The organism is Streptomyces sp. NPDC052064, from assembly GCF_055585925.1.
Window position 1 is genome coordinate 1 of record NZ_JBVJJE010000004.1, and the last position, 23351, is coordinate 23351.

Genomic DNA, 23351 nt, shown 5'->3' on the forward strand with positions numbered 1-23351 from the left:
CACACCAGCAGACCGCCACTCTCTCCCGCGGCCTGGGAACGTGAAAGCCGCCAGCCCCCCACGAGCCACGGCCAACCGTGCACGAGGTCGTTAGAGTGAGGAAACTCGCGAGACTCGGGGGACCGGGGGTGTGGCGCCCGTTGTGCAAGCCCGTCGCTTCAGCGACGGGTAGGTGACACGGAACTCGTCGACCGGCCGGTGCTCGCAGCCGCTGCCCGGAACTCCTGCTGAGGATCGGCGGTGGCCGCCCGGGGCCCCGACAGCGCGTACGTCAGCGCGAAGCCCACGCCCACCACCACCGCTCCCCCGGCCGCGTCGAGGACCCAGTGGTTGCCGGTCGCCACGATCGAGCAGGCGGTGAACAGCGGGTGCAGCAGTCCCAGGGCCCTGATCCACCAGCGGCGCGCCAGCACGGCGATCACGACGCCGCACCACAGCGACCAGCCGAAGTGCAGGGACGGCATCGCCGCGTACTGGTTGGTCAGGGCGGTGAGCGTGCCGTAGTCGGGCCGGGAGAAGTCCTGGACGCCGTGGACGGTGTCGATGAAGCCGAGCGCCGGCATCAGGCGGGGCGGGGCCAGCGGGTAGAGCCAGAAGCCGACCAGGGCGAGCAGGGTGGCGATGCCCAGGGCGGAACGGGCCCAGCGGTAGTCGGCGGGGCGGCGCCAGTAGAGGAGGGCGAGGACGATCAGCGGGGCGGCGAAGTGGAACGACTCGTAGTAGAAGTCGAAGAAGTTCCGCAGCCAGTCGACCTCGACGACGGCGTGGTTGGCCCAGTGCTCGATGTCGAGGTGCAGGGCGCGTTCCAGGCCGAGGATCTGCCGGCCGTTCTCCTCGGCCTCGGCCCGGTCGGCCGAGATGCTGCCCCCGGTGGCGGCGAGCCGGACCTGGGAGTATGCGGCGTAGGTGACCCGGATGAGGAGGAGCTCCAGGAGGAGGTTCGGTCTGGTGAGGACCCGGCGCAGGAAGGGCACGAGCGGCACGTGCTCGAAGCGGGCCGGGACGGTGGGGGCGTACTCGGTCGGTCTCGGCGACCGGTAGTGCGGGGAGGTGCGGGAGAGGAAGGGCACGGCCGTGGCGACGGCGAGGGCGGCCAGCAGGACGAGGTTGGTGCGCAGCGGGTCCAGCGACGGCATGTCCGGCAGCATCATCCTGGCCGGCAGGGTCATGACCAGGACGACGGCGACCGGCCAGACGTAGCGGTCCGAGGTGCGCCTGCCGACCCGGCCGACGACCGCGAGCAGCACCCACAGCAGCTGGTGCTGCCAGGCCGTGGGCGAGACGACGATCGCGGCGCAGCCGGTGATCGCGACGGCGAGGAGGAGCTGGCCGTCGTCGAAGTAGCGCACGGCGCGGCGCAGGGCCAGGACGGCGACGACCGCGCCGAGCGTCAGGAAGAGCGCGACCTCCAGGGGGCCGCTCAGGCCGAGCCGCAGCAGGGCGCCGTGCAGGGACTGGTTGCCGAGGTCGTCGGCCCGGCCGCCGAGGCCGACGCCGGCCATGTGGTGGACCCAGTAGGTGTAGGTGTCGTGCGGCATCGCCGCCCAGGCGAGCGCGGTGCAGGCGGCGAAGGTGACGCCGGTGGAGAGCGCGGCGCGTCTGCGTCCGGTGAACCACAGCAGGGGCGTGAAGAGCAGCAGGGTGGGCTGGAGCGCGGCCGCGACGCCGATGAGCAGGCCGCTGGTCCGCCGGCCGTGGGCGACGAAGCAGCCCAGCAGGACGAGCAGGACCGGGATGATGCTGGTCTGGCCGAGCCACAGGGTGTTGCGGACCGGCAGGGACAGCATGAGCAGGCCGATGGCGACGGGGGCGGCCGTCAGGGCCGTGCGGCGGCCGATGGGCTGGGGCAGGGCGCGCGCGGCGATCAGGCCGAGGGCGACGACCAGCAGCAGCGTGCCGAAGGTCCAGCCCCAGCCGAGGGCCTGTTCGGCCGAACGGGTGAGGGGCTTGAGGACGAGCCCGCCGAAGGGGGTGCCGGTGAAGCGGGTGGAGTCGTAGAGCGAGCCGGTCACGTGCAGCACGCCGTTCGGCCCGAGCCAGGTCTCCAGGTCCGTCAGCCGTTCGCCACGTGGGCTGCCGAGGACGACGGCCACCTGCCGCGCGGCGAGGGCCGCGACGACCAGCCACAGTCCGAGGCAGGCCACGCGCAGGCGTGTGTGCCCGCCGACGGCTTTCGCTCCGAAGGCTTCCGTCGGTCGCCCGCTGCGTTCCGCGTCCGTCACGCCCCGTCGGCCTCCCGCCCCGTACAACCCCGGACGTACGTCCCCCTTTGTCTCTTTTATCCGGATGACGATAGTGCGGAGCGCGTGCGGTCGCCTCTCATGAACGCGAGAAGGATCACATCAAGATCGCGTGGGAACCACTCCCGGCCGGGCAGATGTGCCTGCACAGCCAGGATTTAGATGCACCCTGCAGCGAAATGTGCACTGCCCGTAAACGGCCTTTATCCACCTATCGTCGCTTTTCGGCCCGTACGACAGCGCCGCCGCGCGGACCGCGTCCCTGTCACCGTCGAAAGGTAGGCGAGCGAGTCTTGTCGACTGTCTCAGTCGTCGTCCCCGCGTCCGGCCTGAAGAGCCGCGCAGCGAAAGCCCCCGACACCACCGTCACCGACCCCGCGCTCGTCAAGCGCGCCGTGAAGGCGGCCGCGCTGGGCAACGCGATGGAATGGTTCGACTTCGGCGTCTACAGCTACATCGCTGTCACGCTGGGCAAGGTCTTCTTCCCTTCGGGCAACCCCACCGCGCAGCTGCTCTCCACGTTCGGTGCCTTCGCCGCGGCCTTCCTGGTCCGCCCCCTCGGCGGCATGGTCTTCGGCCCACTCGGCGACCGCGTCGGCCGCCAGAAGGTCCTCGCGCTCACCATGATCATGATGGCCGCGGGCACCTTCGCGATCGGCCTGATCCCGTCGTACGCGACGCTCGGCGTCGGCGCGCCGATCCTGCTCCTGGCCGCCCGCCTCGTGCAGGGCTTCTCCACCGGCGGCGAGTACGCGGGCGCCTCCACGTTCATCGCCGAGTACGCCCCCGACAAGCGGCGCGGCTTCCTCGGCAGCTGGCTGGAGTTCGGCACCCTCGCCGGCTACATCGCCGGTGCCGGCCTGGTCACGCTGATGACCGCCCTGCTCTCCGCCGACGACCTGACCTCCTGGGGCTGGCGCATCCCGTTCCTGATCGCGGGCCCGATGGGCATCATCGGCCTCTACCTGCGGCTGCGCCTGGAGGAGACCCCGGCGTTCGCGGCCGAGCTCGAGAAGGCCGAGACCAACCGCCCCAAGGTGCCGCTGCGCGAGATGATCACCGGCCAGTGGCGTGCGCTGCTGCTCTGCGTCGGCCTGGTGCTGGTCTTCAACGTCACCGACTACATGCTGCTGTCGTACATGCCGAGCTACCTGACCGGTCAGCTCCACTACGACGAGACGCACGGCCTGCTCGTCGTCCTCGGCGTGATGGCCCTGATGATGATCGTCCAGCCGTTCGCCGGAGCGCTGACCGACCGGATCGGCCGCCGCCCGGTGATCGCCACCGGCTGCGCGGGCTTCCTGCTGCTGTCCGTCCCGGCCCTGCTGCTGATCCGCGAGGGCAGCCTGCTCGCGGTCGCGCTCGGCATGGGCGCCCTCGGCCTGCTGCTGGTCTGCTTCACGGCGGCCATGCCCTCGGCGCTCCCGGCGCTGTTCCCGACGAAGGTCCGCTACGGCTCCCTGTCCATCGGCTTCAACGTCTCCGTGTCCCTGTTCGGCGGCACGACGCCGCTGGTGGTCACGGCCCTGATCGGCGCGACCGGGAACATGATGATGCCCGCGTACTACATGATGGCCGCGGCCGTCATCGGCGGTTTCGCGGTGTGGCGCATGGCGGAATCGGCCGGGCGCCCGCTGCCGGGTTCGGCGCCGTCCGTGGCCGGCTGAGACACGCCGGGGGGAAATCCCCCTGACAGTGCACCGGTGCACCACGTATCTTCGTCACGCCAGTAGTTAGGGATGCTAACTATGCGTACGAAAGGTAGAGGTGCATGAGCGAGTCGCACGTCTGGGACGAGGTCGACGCCTACTTCACCGACCGCCTCGCCCCGGACGACGAAGCCCTGGCGGCCGCCCTGCGGGACAGCGACGCCGCCGGGCTTCCGCACATCAACGTCGCGGGCAACCAGGGCAAGCTCCTCCAGCTCCTGGCCCAGATCCAGGGCGCCCGCCACATCCTGGAGATCGGCACGCTCGGCGGCTACAGCACCATCTGGCTGGGCCGCGCCCTGCCCGCCGACGGGCGGCTGGTCTCCCTGGAGTACGACCCCAAGCACGCCGAGGTCGCCGTCCGCAACATCGCCCGCGCCGGCCTGGACAAGCTCGTCGAGGTCCGGGTGGGCCCGGCCCTGGAGTCGCTGCCCAAGCTGGCCGACGAGAACCCGCCCCCCTTCGACCTGGTCTTCATCGACGCCGACAAGGCCAACAACCCGCACTACGTGGAGTGGGCCCTGAAGCTCACCAGCACGGGCAGCCTGATCGTCCTCGACAACGTCGTCCGCGGCGGCCGCGTGACCGACGCGGCGACCACGGCCCCGGACGTGACGGGCATCCGCGCCGCGATCGAACTGATCGGCAGCCATCCGCGGTTGAGCGGTACGGCGATCCAGACGGTCGGCATGAAGGGATACGACGGGTTCGCGCTGGCACGGGTGCTGGCGTGAGCCCCAGGGCCTGTCGTTCGGATCAGGTCCTGGCTGTCACACCTCGTGGTAGAAGCCCACGTTGACGCTGCGCGGGGCGGTGCGGTCCTGGACGATGACCTCGCCGCTGCCGCCCCTGGGCAGCGGGACGGTGCCGCCGTAGACGAGAGGCTGGGCGTACTCCCCCACCGTGAGCCGGACTTCGGAGGACGGGTCGGGCTGGGAGCCGCGCAGCCACGTCAGCTGCCAGGTCCCGTCGGGCCCGCACAGGAACTCCAGGTGGACGCGGGAGACGAACAGCCAGTCGTCCGGCGTGGAGAGCCGGCACACCGACTTGTCGCGGCCCACCCGCAGCACGGCACCCGGCTCGCTGGGCGCGTCGGCCATGAGCATGCCGGCCGTGGCACCCTCCTCCGCCGCGGACACGGCGGCCATGGTGAGTTCGAGCACGTGCGCTCCTCCTGAGACGTCCTGGTGGGTCTGCAAGCCCGCCGCATGATAGAACGCCCGGCTGCGCGGTGTCCGGCACAATGGGTTCATGACCGAGCGAAAGCCACCTGGCGTCGACTTCGAGTCCTGGGTCGACAAGCAGATCCGTGACGCGGGGACACGCGGCGAGTTCGAGCGGCTGCCGGGGGCGGGCAAGCCGCTGCCGGCCGATGTGGACGCCGCCTACGACGAACTGTGGTGGGTCAAGCGGAAGATGGCCCGCGAGGGCGTCTCGGTCCTGCCGCCGACGCTGGCGCTGCGCAAGGAGGCGGAGGACGCGCTGTCGGCCGCGTACGCGGCTCCGTCGGAGCAGGCCGTCAGGAAGATCATCGGCGAGATCAACGACAAGATCCGCGACATGATGTTCAAGCCGCCGCCCGGCCCCCCGCTCGGTAAGAAGCCGTACGACGTCGAGGACGTCGTACGGCAGTGGCGGGAGCGCCGGGCGGATCGGTGACCGGGTGACCGGTAACCGGGTGGTTCACCCGGCTCACACGTGGAGCAGCCGTTCCGCCAGCTCCCGGTAGTCCTTCATCGCCAGACGGAGCTGCTCGGTGTCGCCGCTCGACACGGGCTTGCCCGCGCCGCCCTCCACCGACTGCCAGGAGTGGCGCAGGGTGCGGCGGCGCTGTGTCACGGCCTCGGTGAACCGGGCCGCGATCTCCTCCAGCACGTGGTCGGCCTCCTCGACGGCGGCCCGGGGCGCGTCGACGAACTCGGCGACCGCGTGGTGCAACTGGGAGACGAGTTTGTCGGACTCGTCGTGGGGGAGCAGGTGCGTGTCGTGTGTTTCAGGGGTCCCGGAGGCCCTGGGGGTTCCGAGGGCCCCAGAGGTTCCGGAAGTCCCGGAGGTTCCGGGGGTCCCAAATCCCTCGGGGGTCCCAGAGGCCTCGGCGGCCCGGGAGGTTTCAGGAGTCCCCTGTCCGGTGGCGCGGTCCGTCGGGCCGTCGATGCCGTGCGGCGTCGTGCCGTGGCCGGTGCCCAGGGCGGTCTCACCTCGGGCGTCGGGGCCTGCGGAGCCGCGGGCGTCAGGGGTGTCGTCGCCTGGCGGTCGGGTCATGCTGGACATCGAATCTCAACTCTCCTTCGCCTGACGTCGGTGGAGCGCCCACGGCATGTGCCCACCGCGGGCGGCCGGAGCCTTGCGGCCGCCGTTCAGCCCGGCCTTGTGCCGTCCGCCGTCATGGCGTCCGCCAAGGTGCGGGCCGGCGGCGTGGCCTCCGCCGTCGTGGCGGGCCGGCCGCACCAGCTCCTCGAACAGGGCGCGGGCCGCCACCATGGCCTCACGCATGTCTTCCGTACCGGTGCCGCCGTCCCGGGCGTCGTCCGCGCGCAGGTGCGCCGCGCGGTGCACGCGCCGGTAGCCGTCCACGTGGTGGGCGTGGTGCACGGACAGCGCGGCGAGCTGTTCCTCGTACTGCCCGCCGTCCGGGAAGCCCCGGGCGTCGGCGAGCTCCGCGAGCAGTCGGTCCGCCTCGGCGACCGCCTCCCGCGGCGAGTCGACGAACCGCTCCTGGGCGGCCGTCCAGCGCGCCTCGTACTGCTCGCGCTGCGCCGGCTCCAGCGCTCGTTCGCGCAGGTCGCCGTGGCGCTCCACGCGCTCGGCAAGCTCGCGCTCGGCGGCCTTGGCGTCGCCGTCGTGCCGGGCGACGGCCAGGTCGTACTCGGGTCCGAAGCGCCGCTTCAGGTTCGGGCCGCGCCGAGGCCCGCGGGCGCGCAGGGTCATGGCGGCCGCGATGATGACGACGACCGCCGCGATCACGATCAGAGCAATGATCAGGCCAGTGGACATGAATGCCTTCCGGGTTCTCGGCCCAACCGGCTCTCCTGTCGAGCCGGTTCGCCGACCGGGTAGCCCGGAAGCAGGCCCCCAAACGGCGCCCGGGCCGTACTCGGGGCGCGGACGCCCCTGGGTTATTCGGTTGCGGACCCGGTACGGCACCCGCCGAGAATGCCGGTCATGACCTGGACCGTGGCCCCGGAACCGTACGACTCCCCCGTCGCCGCCGCCCTGTGGCGGTCGTACTACACCGAGGTCAGCGACCGCTGGTACCTGCTGCACGAGGGCCGCCGGACCGACCCGGACGAGCTGGAGCGGGAGATCGCCGCACAGCCGGGCACCGAACTCGCGCCGCCGCGCGGGCAGTTGCTGGTCGCCCGGTACGGCGGTGAGCCCGCAGGCACCGCGGGCGTACGGCTGCTGGACGGCACGACCGCCGAGCTCAAGCGGGTCTTCGTGCACGAGTCGATGCGCGGCAAGGGCGGCGCCGCGCTCCTGGTCGGGGCCGCCGAGAACGCCGCCCGCGCGCTCGGCGCCGGACGGATCGTCCTCGACACCCGCGGCGACCTCGTCGAGGCCCGCGCCCTCTACGCCCGGCTCGGCTACGCGGAGACCGAGCCGTACAACGACGACACGTACGCCGAGCACTGGTTCGCCAAGCACCTCACCTGACCGCCCCGCCGACGGCGCCTCAGACGAGGCGCTCCACCGGACGCGCCTCGGACGGACGCTCCCGCCGCGAGCCGCACAGTCCGCCGTTCAGCTCCCGTACGAGCTGCACCAGATCGGTCGGCCGGTCCGGCCCCCACCAGTCCCCGAGCAGCTCGGCGAGGGACTCCTCACGGGCCTGTGCCAGCCGCTCGGCGACCTCGCGTCCCTGGTCGGTCAGCACCATGTCGAGGCCCGTGCGCACGGCGAGCCTGCGCTCCTCGACCTGGCGTACGGCCGCCATGATCACGGGCAGTGACACGGGCACCCGCTCGGCCAGCACGGCCGGCTCCACCGAGCCGTACCGCCTGATCCGCAGCAGCAGCCAGCTCGCCGCGGGCAGCATGTCGTAGCCCGCCCGGGCGGTGATCTTCCGGTAGATCTCGCGCCGCCCCGCGCGGGTGCCGAGCACCGACAGCGCACGGCACACCTCGTCGTACGAGGAGCGCTGGACGGGGTTGCTGGCCAGGGTCTCCGTGACGTCGGGCGCGGTGACGGAGCCGCGCAGCCGGTCCTCCTTAAGGAACCAGGCCAGCACGAAGCCGAGGAGCGCGACGGGGGCGGCGTACAGGAAGACGTCCGTGATGGACACGGCGTAGGCGTGCAGGGCGGGCGGGCGCAGGCCGGGCGGCAGGGCGGCGATGCCGCGCGGATCGGCCTCCAGCGCGGCCACGGAGACGCCGGGCGGCAGCTGGGCTCCCCGGAAGGCGTCCGTGAGCTGGTCGCCGAGCCGGTTCGCGAAGAGCGTGCCGAAGACGGCCACGCCGAACGAGGCGCCGATGGAGCGGAAGAAGGTGGCGCCGGAGGTGGCGACGCCCAGGTCCTCGTACGGGACGGCGTTCTGCACGATGAGCACGAGGACCTGCATCACCAGACCGAGTCCGAGTCCGAAGACGAAGAAGAAACCGCTCAGCTCGGCGGTGGAGCTGTGCTCGTCGAGCTGGTGGAGCAGGAGCAGCCCGAGGGTGGTGACGCCGGTGCCGGCGATCGGGAACACCTTCCAGCGGCCGGTCCGGCTGACGATCTGCCCGGAGGCCGTCGAGGCCAGCAGCAGGCCCAGCACCATGGGCAGCATGTGCACGCCGGACATGGTCGGGCTGATGCCCTGCACGACCTGGAGGAAGGTCGGCAGGTAGACCATCGCGCCGAACATGGCGAAGCCGACGACGAAACTGATCACGGCCGCGAGCGTGAAGGTGCGGACGCGGAAGAGCTTCAGCGGCAGGACGGGTTCGGCGGCCCGCCGCTCGACGGCCACGAAGACGACGGCGAGGCCGACGCCCAGGACCGCGAGCCCGACGATCTGCGCGGACCCCCATCCCCAGGTCGTCCCCCCGAGGGAGGCGACGAGCACCAGGCAGGTGGCGACGGCCGCGATGAGGAAGGTGCCGAGGTAGTCGATGACGTGCCGCTGCGCCCGGCGCGGGATGTGCAGCACGGCCGCGATCACGACGAGCGCCACGATCCCGACGGGCAGGTTGACGTAGAACACCCAGCGCCAGCTCGCATGCTGGGTGAACAGCCCCCCGAGCAGCGGCCCGAGCACACTGGTCGCTCCGAACACGGCCCCGAACAGCCCCTGGTAGCGCCCCCGCTCCCGGGGCGGGACGAGATCGCCCACGATGGCCATCGACAGCACCATCAGCCCGCCGCCGCCGAGCCCCTGCACGGCCCGGAACGCGATGAGCTGGGTCATGTCCTGCGCCGTGCCGCACAGCGCGGAGCCGACGAGGAAGATCACGATCGCCGTCTGGAACAGCCGCTTGCGCCCGTACTGGTCGCCGAGTTTGCCCCACAGCGGGGTCGCGGCGGTCGCGGCCAGCAGGTAGGCGGTGACCACCCAGGACAGGTGATCCATGCCGCCGAGCTCGCTGACGATGGTGGGCAGCGCGGTCGACACGATGGTCTGGTCGAGGGCGGCGAGCAGCATCCCGAGGAGCAGTGCGCCGATGGAGACCAGTACGTTCCCGGACACCTGCTCCTGGTCGGCGGCGCCCTGGTCCGGCGCTTTCGTGGCGCGCGCATGCCCGGCCATGAGACCTCCCGAGGTCCTGTGACATTTTCCATCGTGACCGGTGTGACGTGGTATGGCCCGTCGAGTCCTTTTGGAAGCTTTCATTCCGGGGCTCGTCGAACGCACTGTGGAGAAGATCTGGATAATCTCTGGAGTTCGCGAGGGGAGGGACGAACGCGTGGAACAGCCGAACGACCACCCGTGCCCGGAGTGCGGCACGCCCAGACAGCCGGACAACACCCCGTCCTGCACCTGCACCCACCGCACCGCAGAGGCCCTCCGCACCGCCCGCACGACCCAGGCGGCAGCAGCGGAGGACTTCGACCCGCTCCGGATCCGCCCCTACGTCGAACTCACGCCCGACATGCCCACGCAGCCCCCTGAGGACGAGGGCGCCCCACGACGCCCCTCTGCGAGCGGCCCGGCCACGCCCTCACAGGCGGAGGCCTTACACACCGAGCCCCCCGGGCGGGCATCCGAAGGCGTCCGGGGACGGTCCCCGGCCCACTCGCCCGCCGACACTCCCGCCCGGGCAGCCGAAGGCGCACCGCGGCAAACCCGCCCGGACGGCCCGGCCTCGCCCTCGCGCGCGACGGCCTCGGGCCCCGAGCGGCCCACACGGCCGTCCGGCACCCCGCGACCGGGCCGGGCCCACCCTGCGGAGCCCCCGCATGCCGACGGCCCCCCGCGGGCGGCCGAAGGCGCCCAGCGGCAGCCCGTGACGACCCCCGGGCAAGCCCCGCGCGCCGAAGGTGCCGCGCCACCGCCCTCCCCCGCCGAGGCGACCATGCCCCTGCGCCCGGTCGACCCGGACGCGACCACCGTGCTGCCGACAACGCCGGCCACCTCCGTGCTGCCGACCTCGTCGGCCACCGCCGCGCTCCCGACACCCCTGGCCCCGGCGGCGACCGAGCCCAGCGTCACCGACCTGCGGCTTTTCGACGGCACGGGGGGACCGGACCGGGGCCTGCCGGAACCGGGCGAGGCCGGGCGGAGGCCCCGGCGCCGGCGGCGTAACGCGCTGCTCTCCGCGGCCGCCGGGGCCTGTGTCGCCGTGGTGGCCGCGGCCGGGTACGCGAGCGGGCTGTTCTCCTACGAGGCGCCGTCCCGGAACACCGCGCTGCCGGACGACCTCCGGGCGAGCGTGCCGGACGCCCCGTCGAGCAGCGCGGCGTCCACGCCACCGGTGGAGAGCGCCCAGGCCGCGCCGTCAGCCCCCGCGGCACCGCCGCCGTCGGCCACCCGGAGCCCGTCGGCCTCCCCGTCGCCGTCCGCGTCGAGCGCCTCGCCGAGTCCGTCGCAGTCGGCCTCCCCGTCGGCGCCCCGGACGTCCGCCACGGCCACCGGCCCCGGGAACGCGCCCCCGGACAACTCCCGCCAGAACGGCGGTCCCACCGTCCTGCGTCTCGGCGACCGCGGCCCGGAGGTCACCGAACTCCAGCTCCGGCTGCGCCAGTTGCATCTCTACGACGAGGACACCGACGGCGATTACGACAGCCGGCTCGAGGAGGCCGTCCGCACCTACCAGTGGTCACGCGGCATCCAGACCGACGATCTCGGCGTCTACGACCCGGAGACGCGGACGAAGCTGGAGGCGGAAACCAAGGAGCCGTGACCGGCCCGACCGCCCTACTGTGACGCCGTGACCACTCAGGTGATCGTCCTCAACGGCGGTTCGAGCTCCGGCAAGTCCGGAATCGTACGGTGCCTGCAAGAGGTGCTGCCGGACCCGTGGCTGGCCTTCGGCGTCGACTCGTTCGTCGAAGCGCTGCCCGCGAAGACGCGGGGCTCGGACGGCGGGATCAGCTTCGCGGCGGACGGCGGGGTGAGCGTGGGCGCGGAGTTCCGCGCACTGGACGCGGCCTGGACCGAGGGCATCGCCGCGATGGCCAGGGCCGGCGCGAGGATCATCGTCGACGACGTCTTCCTCGGCGGACCGCACTCCCGGCAGCGCTGGCAGAAGGCCCTGGACGGGCTCGACGTGCTGTGGGTCGGCGTCAGGTGCGACAGCGCGGTCGCCGCCGGGCGTGAGATCGCCCGAGGCGACCGGGTCCGGGGCATGGCCGCGTCACAGGCACACCTGGTGCACGAGGGCGTGCGCTACGACCTGGAGGTGGACACCACACACACCGAGTCCCTGGTGTGTGCGCGCACCATCGCCGCCCACGTCTGACCGACCCCGACGACGCCCCCGAGCGTTCGTCACCCGGCGTAGCGTTCGTCACCCGACGTGCAGACGGATCGTCCCGTCTCCCACGACCTCCACGCGCACCCGCGTGAGGTCGTCCACCACCACGTCCGGCGCGTGGAACGCGGCCCGGGACCCGACCCCGACCACTGTCATCCCGGCGGCGCGCCCCGCCTCTATCCCGGCTCCGGAGTCCTCGAACACGACACAGTCCGCTGGCGCCACACCCAGCTCGGCGGCGCCCTTCAGAAAGCCCTCGGGGTCGGGCTTGCTCGCGCCGACGGACTCCGCGGTCACCCGCACCTCGGGCAGTTCCAGCCCGGCCGCGGCCATCCGCGCCGTCGAGAGCGGAACGTCTGCGGAGGTCACGAGCGCGTGCGGCAGCCCCCGCAGCGAGGCGAGGAACTCCGGCGCCCCGGGGATCGGGACGACACCCTCGGTGTCGGCCGTCTCCTCGGCGAGCATCCGGGCGTTGTCCGCGTAGTTCTGCTCCATCGGCCGGTCGGGCAGGAGCAGCGCCATCGACGCGTATCCCTGCCGTCCGTGGACGACCTTCATGACCTCGCCCCCGTCGAGCCCGTGCCGCTCGGACCAGCGCCGCCAGACGCGTTCGACCGAGGCGTCGGAGTTGACGAGGGTGCCGTCCATGTCCAGCAGGAGGGCGCGGGCGGTGAGCACGGCGGTGGCCGTCATCGGCAGCTCCAAGGCGCGGGGCACGGACGAGGGCACGCGACAGCCCCCGGAGGGACAAGGCGGCCCCGCCCGCCGGTCAGGGAAAACGGGCGAGGGCCACTTTGTTTCTCCACGGTACAAAACAATCCCGGTTTCGCGCCAGGGCCTCCCGCGGACGTTCACCCACCGTTCAGCTCGCGCCGGGTCAGCCGGTCACGGCCTCCCACAGGCTCCACACCCCGAGAGCCAGCATCACCAGCGCCGCGATCTGCGTGATCAGCCGCAGCGGCACCTTCTTCATCAGCGCCTTTCCGCCGACGATGCCGATCCCGGCCACCGCCCACAGCGCGAGCACCGCACCCAGGCCGACGGAGAGCGGGTCGTCGTAGCGGGCGGCCAGGTTCGCGGTCATGATCTGGGTGAGATCCCCGAACTCGGCGACCAGGATGAGCATGAAGCCCGCGCCCGACACCTTCCAGAAGGACTGGTTCTCCGGCCGGCGGACCTCCGCGTCGTCCTCGCCCTTCTTCAGCAGCAGCATCGCGGCCCCGCCCAGGAAGAGCACACCCGTGAGCGCGTGCACGAGCTGCTGCGGCAGCAGCGTCAGCACGCTGCCGGCCGCGACGGCGAGCGCGACATGCAGCGCGAACGCGGCGGCGACACCGGCGAAGACGTAGGAGGCGCGGTAGCGGGTGCCGAGGACGAGGCCGGCCAGGGCGGTCTTGTCCGGCAGTTCGGCGAGAAAGACGACGCCGAAGACGACGGCCGTCACGGTCAGGCTGATCAAGGGTTCCTCAATCGGTCGGGGCTGCCCCACCGAGAGTGCTGGACCTTCGCGCATGACACCTCGGCACGGCAGCACACTCGGCACCCGTGCCGTGGGGCACGGGCGTGCACTGCTTGCCGAAGGTCTCGCTGGCGGGTCTCTGGACGGACCAGTAGGACCTGCCTCCGGGCGCCGGCTCAGACGAGCTGAGCAGTATGTCGACGGTCCGGCGAAGAGCTACTCCCCTTCTGCGCCGTCCATGGTACGCGACACCCCTGGAGCGAAAAGTTCCGCCTCGAACCTTGTCATGTCATGACCGCGTCACTAACTTCTCACCGGGCGCACACCTCCCCGCAACAGGACGCGACGAGCATTCCCTCGCTCGCAGCCCAACGCCCCCACCCCACAAGGGAGTTCGCATGCCGAAGTTCTACGCGCGTCGACGGCTCAGCATACTCGCGGGCCTCACCGGTCTCATAGCCTCGGCCGGCCTTCTCAACGGCCCGGCCGCCTCCGCCGCCCTGCCCACCCCCGTCAGCGGGGCCACCGCCCGCTCCTACCTCGCCTCGCTCACGGTGGCCACCGAGGACCGCACCGGCTACAACCGCGACCTCTTCCCGCACTGGATCACCCAGTCCGGCTCCTGCAACACCCGCGAGGTCGTCCTCAAGCGTGACGGCTCGAACGTCCAGCAGGACTCCTCCTGCGCCGCCACCAGCGGCAGCTGGTACTCCCCCTACGACGGCGCGACCTGGTCCGCCGCCTCCGACGTCGACATCGACCACCTGGTCCCGCTGGCCGAGGCCTGGGACTCCGGCGCCGACTCCTGGACGACCTCCCGCCGCCAGTCCTTCGCCAACGACCTGACCCGCCCGCAGCTCATCGCGGTCACCGACAACGTCAACCAGGCCAAGGGCGACCAGGACCCGGCCACCTGGATGCCCTCCCGGACGGCGTACCGCTGCACCTACGTCCGCGCCTGGGTCCAGGTGAAGTACTACTACGGCCTCTCGGTCGACTCCGCCGAGAAGTCCGCGCTCCAGAACCACCTCGCGAACTGCTGACACGCGCGATTTTGTGTCGGGGCCTCCCCGCTGACCTCCGTCGTTCCGTACCGTACGGGGCGACGGAGAGGGGTTCACGATGGCCGGACTGCGGCTCGGACCGCTGCTGAGGTACACCGACGGCTCGTCCGCGACCGTATGGGTCGAGACGAGCCGTCCGTGCACGGCCGCGGTGCGCTGCGCCGACGGCGCCGGCGGCACGGCTCCGACCTTCCAGGTCGCGGGCCACCACTACGCGCTGATCCCGGTGACCGGCCTCACGGCCGGTACGTCCACGACGTACGAGGTCCTCCTCGACGACACACCCGTGTGGCCGCTTCCCGACTCCCCCTTCCCGCCCTCGGCGATCCACGCACCGGGCGACGAGGGCGGCCTCCGCGTCGCCTTCGGCTCCTGCCGCTGGGCCGCCCCTCCGGCCGGCGGGCACGACCCCGTGGGCCCGGATGCCCTGGACGCGCTGGCCACCCGGCTCGTGGCCGACCCGGAGGGCGAGCGGCCCGACGTCCTGCTCCTGCTCGGCGACCAGGTGTACGCCGACGAGACCTCCGACAGCACCCAGCGCTGGCTGTCGGCCCGCCGGGACCTGAGCGACCCGCCGGGCAGCGGGGTCGCGGACTACGAGGAATACACGCACCTCTACTACGAGTCGTGGCTCGACCCCCGCATCCGCTGGCTGCTGTCCACGGTGCCCAGTTTCATGATCTTCGACGATCACGACGTCATCGACGACTGGAACACCTCCGCCGCCTGGCTCGCCGACATGCGGGCCACCGACTGGTGGCGGGAGCGGCTGCTGAGCGGCCTGATGTCGTACTGGGTCCACCAGCACCTGGGGAACCTCTCACTGGAGGAGCTGGCGGCCGACCCGGTGTACGAGGGCGTCCGCAAGGTCCACGACGGCACCGACGTACTGCGCACCTTCGCCGCCCGGGCCGACGCCGACCCGGCCACGGCCCGCTGGAGCTACCGGCGCGACTTCGGGCGCGTGCGCCTGCTGATGGTGGACAGCCGGGCTGCCCGCGTCCTCGACGAGGGCAGCCGCGCGATGCTCGTCCCGGGCGAGGACGCCTGGCTGCGCGAGCAGGTGCTGGACGGCCCCGGGGCGTACGACCACCTCCTCTTCGGCACCTCGCTGCCGTGGCTGCTGCCGCATCTGGTGCACGACGCCGAGGGCTGGAACGCGGCGCTGTGCCGGGGCGAACGCGGCGAACGCTGGGCGCGGGTCGGGGAGAAGGTGCGGCGGGCCGCCGACCTGGAGCACTGGTCGGCGTTCCCGGAGTCCTTCGCCGGGCTGGCGGAGCTGATCGCCGAGGCCGGCTCGGGGCGGGACGCCCCGGCGACGGTGTGCGTGCTGTCCGGTGACGTGCACCACGCCTACATCGCCGAGCCCTCGTGGCCCGGCCCGGGGCCCGACGCCCGGGTGGTGCAGCTCGTCTGCTCGCCCGTCCACAACTCCGTCCCCATGTCGATCCGGATGGCCTTCCGCGTCGGCTGGAGCGGGGTGGCGCGCGCGTTCGGCCGCTGCCTGGCCCGGCACGGACGCCTCCCCCGGCCGCCGGTCGGCTGGCGCAAGACGGGCGGCCCCTGGTTCGGCAACCAGCTGATGACTCTGACCCTGCGCGGCCGTTCGGCACGGCTGCGACTGGAGCAGGCACGGGCGCGGGAAGGAAAGGGCCCAAGCCTGACGACGCTCCTGGACTCCGAGCTCGCCCCATAACAGAACCGTTCCGCCCGTTTGTTGCCGCTGTGACCCGTGATGCTCGTGACGCATCCCACAGCGGGCCTCAATCCTTGGCCAGGGACCTCGGTTCCCCCTCCCGGCGACGGCATGATGAGGCGGACCGTCCGCTTCCCCACCGACGGACCACCGCACGCGCCCCACACGCCCGGGAGTCCCACCCTTGTCTGCGTCGACCGAGGAATCCGTACCGACCGAGGAACCCGCACCGTTCTCCGTCGCCCTGGTCGGCGCCGGCCCGCGCGGCACCAGCGTCCTGGAACGCCTCTGCGCCTCCGCCCCGGAGCTCCTCCCGCCCGGGGCCCGGCTGACGGTCCACGTGATCGACCCGGATCCGCCGGGTCCCGGTCGCGTCTGGCGTACCGACCAGTCGCCCGAGCTGCTGATGAACACCGTGGCCTGCCAGGTGACCCTGTTCACCGACGACACCGTGGACTGCTCGGGCCCGATCCGCCCGGGCCCGAGCCTGTACGAGTGGGCGCGCGGCACGCTCGGCCCGGACGAGTACCCGACCCGGGCCGACTACGGCCGTTACCTGGAGTGCGTGTTCGCACAGGTCGTACGGGACGCGCCGACGGCCGTCCGCGTCGAGACGCACCGGGCACGCGCGGTACGGCTCGACGACACCCCCGGCGGCCACCAGGCCCTCGCCCTCGACGACGGCCGCACCCTGACCGGCCTGTCCGCCGTGGTCCTGGCCCAGGGGCACCTGCCGACGACCGCGGACCCGGTCCAGCGGCGCCTCGCGGCCCACGCCGCACACCACGGCCTGCGCCACGTCCCGCCCGCCAACCCGGCCGACGTCGACCTGTCCTCCGTACCGCCCGGCGAACCCGTACTGCTGCGCGGTCTCGGCCTCAACTTCTTCGACCACACGGCCCTGTTGACGACCGGCCGCGGCGGCCGTTTCGTGCGGGACGCCCAGGGTCTGCGCTATCTCCCCTCCGGCCGCGAACCGCGGCTGTACGCCGGTTCCCGGCGCGGCATCCCGTACCAGGCCCGCGGTGACAACGCGAAGGGGGCGTACGGGCGGCACGTCCCGCTGGTCCTCACACCGGATGTGATCGCGGGCTTCCGCAAGCGCGCCGACTCCGGGGAGGCGCCCGACTTCCTGGCGGAGATATGGCCGTTGGTCGCGAAGGAGGTGGAGACGGTGTACTGCACCGCGCTGCTCCGGCGGGCAGGAGCCTCCGCGCGACGCTGTCAGGAGTTCACCGATCACTTCCTGTCCGTACCGCACGGGGATCCCGAAGAGGCGGTACTGCTGGGCGAGTTCGGCGTGGCGGACGCCGACCGCTGGTGCTGGGAGCGGATCTCCCGGCCGTATGCCGGACGGGACTTCGCGCACCCCGGCGAGTGGCGCGACTGGCTGCTGTCGTACCTGCGCGAGGACGCCGCACAGGCCGCCCTGGGCAATGTGCGCGGCCCGCTGAAGGCAGCCCTGGACGTGCTGCGCGACCTGCGCAACGAGCTCCGGCTGGTCGTCGACCACGGCGGCCTCCCCGGCGCCTCCCGCCGGGACCACCTGGACCGCTGGTACACCCCGCTCAACGCCTTCCTGTCCATCGGCCCGCCCCGGCGCCGCGTCGAGGAGCTGGCGGCCCTGGTGGAGGCGGGGGTGGTGCGCGTGCTCGGGCCGCGCCTGAAGGTGACGGAGGTGGACGGAGCCTGGGCGGCGCACTCCCCCGACGTGCCGGGTTCGGTCGTCCGTGTGAGAACCCTCATAGAGGCCCGGCTGCCGGAAACCGATCTGCGAAAAACAACCGACGGACTCCTCACGGAGCTGCTGCGGACCGGACAGTGCCGTCCGCACACCGTCGACGGTTATGAGACAGGCGGGTTGGATGTGACACCACGCCCTTATCATCTGATAGACCGTCAAGGATCGCCGCACGCCAGGCGGTTCGCTTTCGGGGTGCCGACGGAGGGCGTGCACTGGGTGACGGCCGCGGGGGCTCGCCCGGGTGTGGATTCGGTCATGTTTTCGGACGCGGATGCGGTGGCGAGAGCGGCTCTACGTGCGGTTGCGGCTGAAAGTGGGCCCCAGCCGGAGGTAAATCGGTGGCCAAATGTTGAACTTGCAAGCATCTATTAGGCAGACCTAACGTGGGTTACTGATCGGTTCTGTCCCCCGACCGGCCCTCCCCTGGCCGGCCGACCGAAGGAGACCCCCACATGACCGCACGCCTCAATGGCGCGCAGCCGTACGCTCTCGGACTGTTCCGGATCGTCATCGGCCTCCTCTTCGCCTGCCACGGCGCCGTCGCGCTCTTCGGTGTCCTCGGAGGCGTGGACGGCAAGGGCGGCACGGCGGCGACCGGTGCCTGGCCGAACTGGTACGCGGCCGTCATCGAACTCGTCGGCGGCATCCTGGTGCTGCTGGGTCTGGGCACCCGCGCCGCTGCGTTCATATCCTCCGGAGCGATGGCGTACGCGTACTTCAAGGTCCACCAGCCGCAGGGACTGTGGCCGATCGAGAACAGCGGCGAGGGCGCGGCCATGTACTGCTGGTCCATGTTCCTGCTGATCTTCACGGGTTCCGGTGCGTTCGGAGTGGACCGGCTGCTGGCCAAGCGCACATCGTCGCAGGGACGGCAGTCCACCGACCAGACGCCGGTGGCGGCCTGAGCCGCCGCCCGGACAGCGTTGCGCAGAGCGGCGCCTTCCCTCGCATGAGGGAGGGCGCCGTTCCGGTATATGGGGGGGGCCGCTCCTGTGCAGTGCGGGGCGGGTGCCGTTCGGTGCGGGTGACGACTCGGGACGAGTTGAACAGTCGGTACCGAACATACGAGCCCCCCGTGAATCACCCGTCACACCCCAGGCGTACGCTGTACGGCTGTCATCGGCCACTCCTGCCGCTCCGCCGCGACACCGCGGCACGGTCTGGCCCACGGGGGACCAACGGGGAGTTGCGGTGCTGGAGCATGTGGGGTCGCTGTTCGGCAGCCCATGGATCTACGCGGTGGTGGCCCTGTCGGTCCTGCTCGACGTGTTCCTGCCGGTGCTGCCCAGCGGCGTCCTGGTGATCACGGCGGCGACGGCGACGGCCGCGGGTTCGGCGGCCGACGTGCCCGACATCCTGGTGCTGACCCTCTGCGCGGCCACCGCCTCCGTCCTGGGCGACCTGGCCGCCTGGCGCCTCGCCTGGCGCGGCGGCGACCGTCTGGACCGGGCGATCTCCCGCTCCCGGCGCCTGACCACCGCGCAGGAACGTCTCGGCGCGGCCCTCGCGCGGGGCGGCGGCGCCCTCGTCGTCCTCGCCCGCTTCGCGCCCGCCGGCCGCTCGGTCGTCTCCCTCGGCGCCGGCGCCGCCCACCGCCGCGCCCGCGACTTCCTCCCCTGGTCGGCCCTGGCGGGTCTCACCTGGGCCACGTACAGCGTCGCCCTCGGCTACTTCGGCGCCCACTGGCTGGGCGCGAGCTGGCTGGGGACGGCGGTGTCGGTCGGGGCGCTGTTCGGGGCCGGGGCGGGGGCGGCGTACCTGATGCGCAGGGAGCCGCGGGCGGCGGGGGTGTCGTAGCGCCAAGGCGTTCCGAGGTGCCCTGAGCGTCAGCCGGCGCCGACTGCCCGCTGGGCCCCGGCGCCACGGATCTCCAGCCCGTCCAGCAACTCGGCCGTGGCCTGCGCGACGGCCTCCACGGCGCGTTCGAACACCTCCTGGTTGTGAGCGGCGGGGGCGCGGAAGCCCGAAACCTTCCGCACGTACTGCAACGCGGCAGCCCGAATGTCCGCCTCCGTGGCCTCTTCGGGCATCGCGGGCGGACGAAGGGTCTTGATACTCCGGCACATGCTCCCAGTCTGACCCCTGCGCCCATCTGCGGGGAACGAAGCAGGAACACTCGTTCGCATGAACCACGGGAACGAACTCGCCCGCTCAATTCGAACAGGCGTATCATTGGGCCGTGGCAACGACCTATGACTTTCCGAGTGACCTCCTCGCCGGTCAGGAGGAACTCCATCAGGTCCGGGCCGAACTGTCGGCCCTGCTGAAGCGACTCCCCTGGTCGGTGGAACCACTGGACGGCTTCAGCGACGACAACGGCTGGCGCAAGGTGGAGCGCCCCGCCTCCCCCGGCTGGACAGCCGACGAACAGGCCGAAGTGGAGAAGCTCCGGCAGCGTGAACACGAGCTCGCGGTGTTCGTCAGCACGCACCGCTACTGGTCCGAACTATCCGGCCCCGAGCGGGTGGTGGCCCGCTCGGAGCTGAAGCACGCACACGAGGCCCCGCCGGAGGAGACCGACGGCGCCTCGTAGCGACTGAACGTCAGCCGTTCTTCCCGAGGAGCTTGTTCATCTCGCTGATCTCGGCGTTCTGAGCGGTGACGATGTCGTCGGCCATGGCCTTGGCGGGGCCGTAGCGGCCCTTGCTCTTCTCGGTGGTGGCCATCTCCACCGCACCCTCGTGGTGCTCCACCATCAGGGTCAGGAACTTCGTGTCGAAGGCCTTGCCCGAGGACTTCTCCAGTCCGGCCATGTCCTCGTCGCCCATCATCCCGGGCATCCCGGAGTGCCCCGAGGCCGAGTGGTCCATGCCGCCCCCGGCCTCGGGAACGTCCTCGCCCCAGGCCTTCAGCCAGCCGGTCATGGTCCTGATCTCCGGATCCTGCGCCTTCTCGATCCGCGCCGCGAGGTCCTTGACCGCACCGGAGGCGGCCCGGCCGTCGGCCAGTCGCGCCATCTCCAGCGCCTGCTGGTGGTGCGGGATCATGCCCTGCGCGAAGGAGACGTCCTGGGCGTTGTGGGCACCGGCGGTGGTACCGGCTTCGTCACCGGCAGACGGGGAGGCGGAGGCGTGCGCCTCGTGCCCGCTGCCACTACCGCTGCTGTCACCACCGTTCCCGCCACAGGCGACGAGAACGGCTCCGGCGCCGACGGTCGCCGCGACGAGGACGACCCGGCGGGTGAGGGTCCGAACACTGCTCATAGGTGAACTCCGGCTTCTGCTGCTTGTGTTACTGACGGACTCCGGACACGGCGACGCACCGCACCGGCGCTGACGCCGACACGGCACGTGCGAGGTGTCTAAATCCGCAGAAGCTGGAGTTCGGCGAGGGAGGGCGGGGCGCGCGCACTGTCCGGTTCCACAACCCCGCACGCCCGTACGACGGCCTCCGGCCCACACCCGGAAACCGGGTCGGCGACAAGCGAGGGCAACACCGGCCCGCCCCCGACGGCGCCGGAGGCACAGGTCGCGTCGGCATGCTGGGCATGCCCACCACCACAGTGCCCGTCCTGCGCCTCGGAACCGTGCGGGCTGACCTGTCCGTGCCCGCACGCCATGGCCTGGACATGCGTCATGGCCTGGACATGCGTCTGCTGCGTACGCGCCTGGAGCATGTGCTCCTGCTGCGGAACACCACCCCCGGGCGCCAGCCCGTGCATCCCGAGCAGCCCCACGAACAGCCCCAGCACACACAGCACACGCCACCGCGGGGCGGCTGCTCGCAGGGTGCGCCGTAGGGAGCTGTTCACGACGCCCATCGTAGGGCCCGATGTGGGCCCGGGCGCTTCTGACCATCCGGTACCCCGGACGCGTATGCGGGCCCCCGCCAGGCGTGCGGCGACCCGCGCCCCGATCGAGTGAACTCGTTCGGGCTTCTACAACTGCACTTCTCCTGCACAGGTCGTACGTCCGCACGCCGCGAATGATCTCGAGGGGAACCCATGAGCCAGCAGTACCCGCAGCAGCCGAACCAGCCCCACCCGCCCCAGCAGCCGGGGTACGGGGCGCCGGCGCCCCAGCCGCCGAAGAAGCGCAGCGCCGGCAAGATCGCAGGCCTCGGCTGTGCGGGCATCATCGCCCTCTTCGTCATCGCCGGCGTCGCCACGGGCGGCGGAGGCGCCGACAGCCCGCCGACACGTTCGACTGGAGTCGCCGCCTGCGGGCCGATCCTCCCCGGGCCGGGTCCCGTAGGTGACGACGAGCCTGTGTCAGGCGCGCGGTGGGGAGCCGCGCCGTCCTCGTCGTCTCTGGGAAGCGTAGATCTCACGCCCCGACGATCAGGTCGCCCGATCGGTGATGGAGAAACATGATCGTTTGGGGTTGTGGACTCTATGTGGACTTCGATCACGGGAAAGGCCCCCAGGGTAGTCCCTGGGGGCCTCTGACCTGCTACTCAGTACCGTGGGCGCGGACGGTTTCGAACCGCCGACATCCTGCTTGTAAGGCAGGCGCTCTACCCCTGAGCTACGCACCCGGCTCCCGGGCCATACGCCCAGGACGAGTCGACAGCCTACATTGCCTGGGGCACGGTCCCGCAAACCCGTATCCGTGGGTCGGGCCGGGGGCTAACCCCACCTTCGATCCGGGAGTGACCCGGATCCCCCGGCGGGCCCTGGGTCCATACGGTCGTAGAGCGCCCGAGAGCGCGCTCGTCGTCCGTCCAGGGGGAGATCGTCATGGCCCGCAGCACGCGCACCACTGGCACCACTGGCACCACCCGCACAGTCTCTGCCCGCGCGGTCGCCGTCGCCGGTGCCGTCGTGGTGCTGGTCGCCGGTCTCAGCGCCTGCGGCGCGTCCGCCGGGGACGACAAGGACCCTGATCGCCGGTCCTTCGACCTCCAGAGCCGCACGCTCACCGTCGACTCCGACGACTCGGCCCTCGAGATCGTCGCCGCCGACTCGAACCCGTCGGGCCGGATCGAAGTCACCCGGTGGTTCCAGGGGTCGGTCGTCGTCGGCAAGGATCCCAAGGCCACCTGGTCCATGCGGGACGACCGGCTGGTGCTGCGGCTGAAGTGCTCCGGCGTCGTCGTCGACTGCTCGGGCAAGCACCGCATCGAGGTACCACGGGGCGTCACCGTGAAGGTCCAGGACGACGACGGCAGCGTGCGCGCCCGCGGCTTCCGGGACCCGCTGAGCATCCGCACGGGCGCCGGATCGGTCCGCGTCACCGACACCACCGGCCCCCTGGAGCTGCGCACCGGCGACGGATCCATTCGCGTCACCGACACCACCGGCCCGCTGCGGATGCGCACCGGTGACGGATCCATCCGGGCGGACGTCTCCTCCCGTGACGTCCGCACCCGCACCGGCGACGGCTCGGTCCGTCTGGAGCTCGGCGCCGTACCGGACCGCGTGCAGTCCCGCAGCGGCGACGGTTCCGTGACCATCGCACTCCCCAAGGCCACCTACCGCGTGACCACCGCCACCGGTGACGGCGGCGTGAATGTGTCTGTCCCCCGCGACGAGAGCAGCTCCCATGTGGTGTCCGCCCACACCGGCGACGGCAAAGTGACGGTCCGAACGGCGAACTAACCGGCCCG

Annotated in this window: 23 protein-coding genes and 1 tRNA gene; 13 read left to right on the forward strand and 11 right to left on the reverse strand. The window is 71.8% G+C overall.

What is annotated here, in order from left to right:
* Nucleotides 1–158 precede the first annotated feature (158 nt).
* A complete protein-coding gene (locus ACZ6TU_RS11255; protein WP_469547865.1) occupies nucleotides 159–2222 on the reverse strand; it encodes a bifunctional glycosyltransferase 87/phosphatase PAP2 family protein in 2064 nt (687 codons plus the stop codon).
* Between the two features lie 311 nt (nucleotides 2223–2533).
* Between ACZ6TU_RS11255 and proP the strand changes: the two genes are divergently transcribed.
* Nucleotides 2534–3907 (forward strand): glycine betaine/L-proline transporter ProP, encoded by a 1374-nt coding sequence (gene proP / locus ACZ6TU_RS11260; protein WP_467669048.1) that lies wholly within the window; start codon nucleotides 2534–2536, stop codon nucleotides 3905–3907.
* 104 nt (nucleotides 3908–4011) lie between these two features.
* Nucleotides 4012–4683 (forward strand): O-methyltransferase, encoded by a 672-nt coding sequence (locus tag ACZ6TU_RS11265; RefSeq protein ID WP_467669046.1) that lies wholly within the window; start codon nucleotides 4012–4014, stop codon nucleotides 4681–4683.
* Between the two features lie 36 nt (nucleotides 4684–4719).
* On the opposite strand, the gene ACZ6TU_RS11270 is transcribed toward ACZ6TU_RS11265, so the two are convergent.
* Nucleotides 4720–5112 (reverse strand): hypothetical protein, encoded by a 393-nt coding sequence (locus ACZ6TU_RS11270; protein ID WP_467669044.1) that lies wholly within the window; start codon nucleotides 5110–5112, stop codon nucleotides 4720–4722.
* A gap of 88 nt (nucleotides 5113–5200) precedes the next feature.
* Between ACZ6TU_RS11270 and ACZ6TU_RS11275 the strand changes: the two genes are divergently transcribed.
* Nucleotides 5201–5608, forward strand: a complete 408-nt coding sequence (locus tag ACZ6TU_RS11275; protein ID WP_469547868.1) for a DnaJ family domain-containing protein — start codon at nucleotides 5201–5203, stop codon at nucleotides 5606–5608.
* A gap of 33 nt (nucleotides 5609–5641) precedes the next feature.
* Here the strand turns inward: ACZ6TU_RS11275 and ACZ6TU_RS11280 are convergent, their stop codons facing one another.
* Nucleotides 5642–6211, reverse strand: coding sequence for a hypothetical protein (locus ACZ6TU_RS11280; RefSeq protein WP_469547870.1), 570 nt, complete (start codon nucleotides 6209–6211; stop codon nucleotides 5642–5644).
* Between the two features lie 15 nt (nucleotides 6212–6226).
* Nucleotides 6227–6943, reverse strand: a complete 717-nt coding sequence (locus ACZ6TU_RS11285; protein ID WP_469547871.1) for a hypothetical protein — start codon at nucleotides 6941–6943, stop codon at nucleotides 6227–6229.
* Nucleotides 6944–7111: 168 nt separating this feature from the next.
* On the opposite strand from ACZ6TU_RS11285, the gene ACZ6TU_RS11290 reads away from it, so the two are divergent.
* Nucleotides 7112–7603: a GNAT family N-acetyltransferase gene (locus ACZ6TU_RS11290; RefSeq protein ID WP_467669036.1), complete on the forward strand. Its 492-nt coding sequence runs from the start codon at nucleotides 7112–7114 to the stop codon at nucleotides 7601–7603.
* 19 nt (nucleotides 7604–7622) lie between these two features.
* Here ACZ6TU_RS11290 and ACZ6TU_RS11295 read toward each other — a convergent pair whose 3' ends face one another.
* Nucleotides 7623–9674: an MDR family MFS transporter gene (locus ACZ6TU_RS11295; protein ID WP_469547873.1), complete on the reverse strand. Its 2052-nt coding sequence runs from the start codon at nucleotides 9672–9674 to the stop codon at nucleotides 7623–7625.
* 157 nt (nucleotides 9675–9831) lie between these two features.
* On the opposite strand from ACZ6TU_RS11295, the gene ACZ6TU_RS11300 reads away from it, so the two are divergent.
* Nucleotides 9832–11268, forward strand: coding sequence for a peptidoglycan-binding domain-containing protein (locus ACZ6TU_RS11300; protein WP_469547875.1), 1437 nt, complete (start codon nucleotides 9832–9834; stop codon nucleotides 11266–11268).
* Nucleotides 11269–11295: 27 nt separating this feature from the next.
* Nucleotides 11296–11826, forward strand: a complete 531-nt coding sequence (cpt, locus tag ACZ6TU_RS11305; protein WP_467669030.1) for a chloramphenicol phosphotransferase CPT — start codon at nucleotides 11296–11298, stop codon at nucleotides 11824–11826.
* A gap of 48 nt (nucleotides 11827–11874) precedes the next feature.
* On the opposite strand, the gene ACZ6TU_RS11310 is transcribed toward cpt, so the two are convergent.
* Nucleotides 11875–12534, reverse strand: a complete 660-nt coding sequence (locus tag ACZ6TU_RS11310) for an HAD family hydrolase (protein ID WP_467669028.1) — start codon at nucleotides 12532–12534, stop codon at nucleotides 11875–11877.
* Between the two features lie 184 nt (nucleotides 12535–12718).
* A complete protein-coding gene (locus ACZ6TU_RS11315) occupies nucleotides 12719–13300 on the reverse strand; it encodes a TMEM165/GDT1 family protein (protein ID WP_467669026.1) in 582 nt (193 codons plus the stop codon).
* Between the two features lie 398 nt (nucleotides 13301–13698).
* On the opposite strand from ACZ6TU_RS11315, the gene ACZ6TU_RS11320 reads away from it, so the two are divergent.
* The 5 genes from ACZ6TU_RS11320 (at nucleotide 13699) to ACZ6TU_RS11340 (ending at nucleotide 19601) form a co-directional block, all read left to right on the forward strand.
* Nucleotides 13699–14343 (forward strand): HNH endonuclease family protein, encoded by a 645-nt coding sequence (locus ACZ6TU_RS11320; protein WP_467669024.1) that lies wholly within the window; start codon nucleotides 13699–13701, stop codon nucleotides 14341–14343.
* 79 nt (nucleotides 14344–14422) lie between these two features.
* Entirely contained in the window at nucleotides 14423–16060 is a 1638-nt protein-coding gene (locus tag ACZ6TU_RS11325) for an alkaline phosphatase D family protein (RefSeq protein WP_467669022.1), read from the forward strand.
* Between the two features lie 184 nt (nucleotides 16061–16244).
* Nucleotides 16245–18176 carry an FAD/NAD(P)-binding protein gene (locus ACZ6TU_RS11330; protein ID WP_467669020.1) on the forward strand — a complete coding sequence of 644 codons (1932 nt, stop codon included), beginning with the start codon at nucleotides 16245–16247 and terminating at the stop codon, nucleotides 18174–18176.
* Between the two features lie 80 nt (nucleotides 18177–18256).
* Nucleotides 18257–18709 (forward strand): DoxX family protein, encoded by a 453-nt coding sequence (locus ACZ6TU_RS11335; protein ID WP_467669018.1) that lies wholly within the window; start codon nucleotides 18257–18259, stop codon nucleotides 18707–18709.
* Nucleotides 18710–18995: 286 nt separating this feature from the next.
* Nucleotides 18996–19601 carry a DedA family protein gene (locus ACZ6TU_RS11340; RefSeq protein WP_469547879.1) on the forward strand — a complete coding sequence of 202 codons (606 nt, stop codon included), beginning with the start codon at nucleotides 18996–18998 and terminating at the stop codon, nucleotides 19599–19601.
* A gap of 29 nt (nucleotides 19602–19630) precedes the next feature.
* Here ACZ6TU_RS11340 and ACZ6TU_RS11345 read toward each other — a convergent pair whose 3' ends face one another.
* Complete coding sequence (locus ACZ6TU_RS11345) at nucleotides 19631–19870, reverse strand: DUF2277 domain-containing protein (protein ID WP_467669015.1); 240 nt, start codon at nucleotides 19868–19870, stop codon at nucleotides 19631–19633.
* A 113-nt stretch (nucleotides 19871–19983) separates the two neighbouring features.
* Between ACZ6TU_RS11345 and ACZ6TU_RS11350 the strand changes: the two genes are divergently transcribed.
* Entirely contained in the window at nucleotides 19984–20337 is a 354-nt protein-coding gene (locus ACZ6TU_RS11350) for a hypothetical protein (protein WP_467669013.1), read from the forward strand.
* Nucleotides 20338–20347: 10 nt separating this feature from the next.
* Here the strand turns inward: ACZ6TU_RS11350 and ACZ6TU_RS11355 are convergent, their stop codons facing one another.
* The 3 genes from ACZ6TU_RS11355 to ACZ6TU_RS11365 form a co-directional block, all read right to left on the reverse strand.
* Nucleotides 20348–21007 carry a DUF305 domain-containing protein gene (locus ACZ6TU_RS11355; RefSeq protein WP_467669011.1) on the reverse strand — a complete coding sequence of 220 codons (660 nt, stop codon included), beginning with the start codon at nucleotides 21005–21007 and terminating at the stop codon, nucleotides 20348–20350.
* Between the two features lie 98 nt (nucleotides 21008–21105).
* Nucleotides 21106–21564, reverse strand: a complete 459-nt coding sequence (locus ACZ6TU_RS11360) for a DUF6153 family protein (protein WP_469547880.1) — start codon at nucleotides 21562–21564, stop codon at nucleotides 21106–21108.
* Between the two features lie 644 nt (nucleotides 21565–22208).
* Nucleotides 22209–22280, reverse strand: a tRNA-Val gene (locus ACZ6TU_RS11365).
* Nucleotides 22281–22482: 202 nt separating this feature from the next.
* On the opposite strand from ACZ6TU_RS11365, the gene ACZ6TU_RS11370 reads away from it, so the two are divergent.
* Entirely contained in the window at nucleotides 22483–23343 is an 861-nt protein-coding gene (locus tag ACZ6TU_RS11370) for a DUF4097 family beta strand repeat-containing protein (protein ID WP_469547882.1), read from the forward strand.
* Nucleotides 23344–23351: the final 8 nt, after the last annotated feature.

Bases quoted from the DNA above. Each gene is read 5' to 3' on its own strand.
- ACZ6TU_RS11265 (WP_467669046.1), top strand. From the start codon at position 4,012: ATGAGCGAGTCGCACGTCTGGGACGAGGTCGACGCCTACTTCACCGAC.
- ACZ6TU_RS11275 (WP_469547868.1), top strand. From the start codon at position 5,201: ATGACCGAGCGAAAGCCACCTGGCGTCGACTTCGAGTCCTGGGTCGAC.
- ACZ6TU_RS11280 (WP_469547870.1), bottom strand. From the start codon at position 6,211: ATGACCCGACCGCCAGGCGACGACACCCCTGACGCCCGCGGCTCCGCA.
- ACZ6TU_RS11285 (WP_469547871.1), bottom strand. From the start codon at position 6,943: ATGTCCACTGGCCTGATCATTGCTCTGATCGTGATCGCGGCGGTCGTC.
- ACZ6TU_RS11290 (WP_467669036.1), top strand. From the start codon at position 7,112: ATGACCTGGACCGTGGCCCCGGAACCGTACGACTCCCCCGTCGCCGCC.
- ACZ6TU_RS11295 (WP_469547873.1), bottom strand. From the start codon at position 9,674: ATGGCCGGGCATGCGCGCGCCACGAAAGCGCCGGACCAGGGCGCCGCC.
- ACZ6TU_RS11310 (WP_467669028.1), bottom strand. From the start codon at position 12,534: ATGACGGCCACCGCCGTGCTCACCGCCCGCGCCCTCCTGCTGGACATG.
- ACZ6TU_RS11320 (WP_467669024.1), top strand. From the start codon at position 13,699: ATGCCGAAGTTCTACGCGCGTCGACGGCTCAGCATACTCGCGGGCCTC.
- ACZ6TU_RS11325 (WP_467669022.1), top strand. From the start codon at position 14,423: ATGGCCGGACTGCGGCTCGGACCGCTGCTGAGGTACACCGACGGCTCG.
- ACZ6TU_RS11335 (WP_467669018.1), top strand. From the start codon at position 18,257: ATGACCGCACGCCTCAATGGCGCGCAGCCGTACGCTCTCGGACTGTTC.
- ACZ6TU_RS11345 (WP_467669015.1), bottom strand. From the start codon at position 19,870: ATGTGCCGGAGTATCAAGACCCTTCGTCCGCCCGCGATGCCCGAAGAG.
- ACZ6TU_RS11355 (WP_467669011.1), bottom strand. From the start codon at position 21,007: ATGAGCAGTGTTCGGACCCTCACCCGCCGGGTCGTCCTCGTCGCGGCG.
- ACZ6TU_RS11360 (WP_469547880.1), bottom strand. From the start codon at position 21,564: ATGGGCGTCGTGAACAGCTCCCTACGGCGCACCCTGCGAGCAGCCGCC.
- ACZ6TU_RS11370 (WP_469547882.1), top strand. From the start codon at position 22,483: ATGGCCCGCAGCACGCGCACCACTGGCACCACTGGCACCACCCGCACA.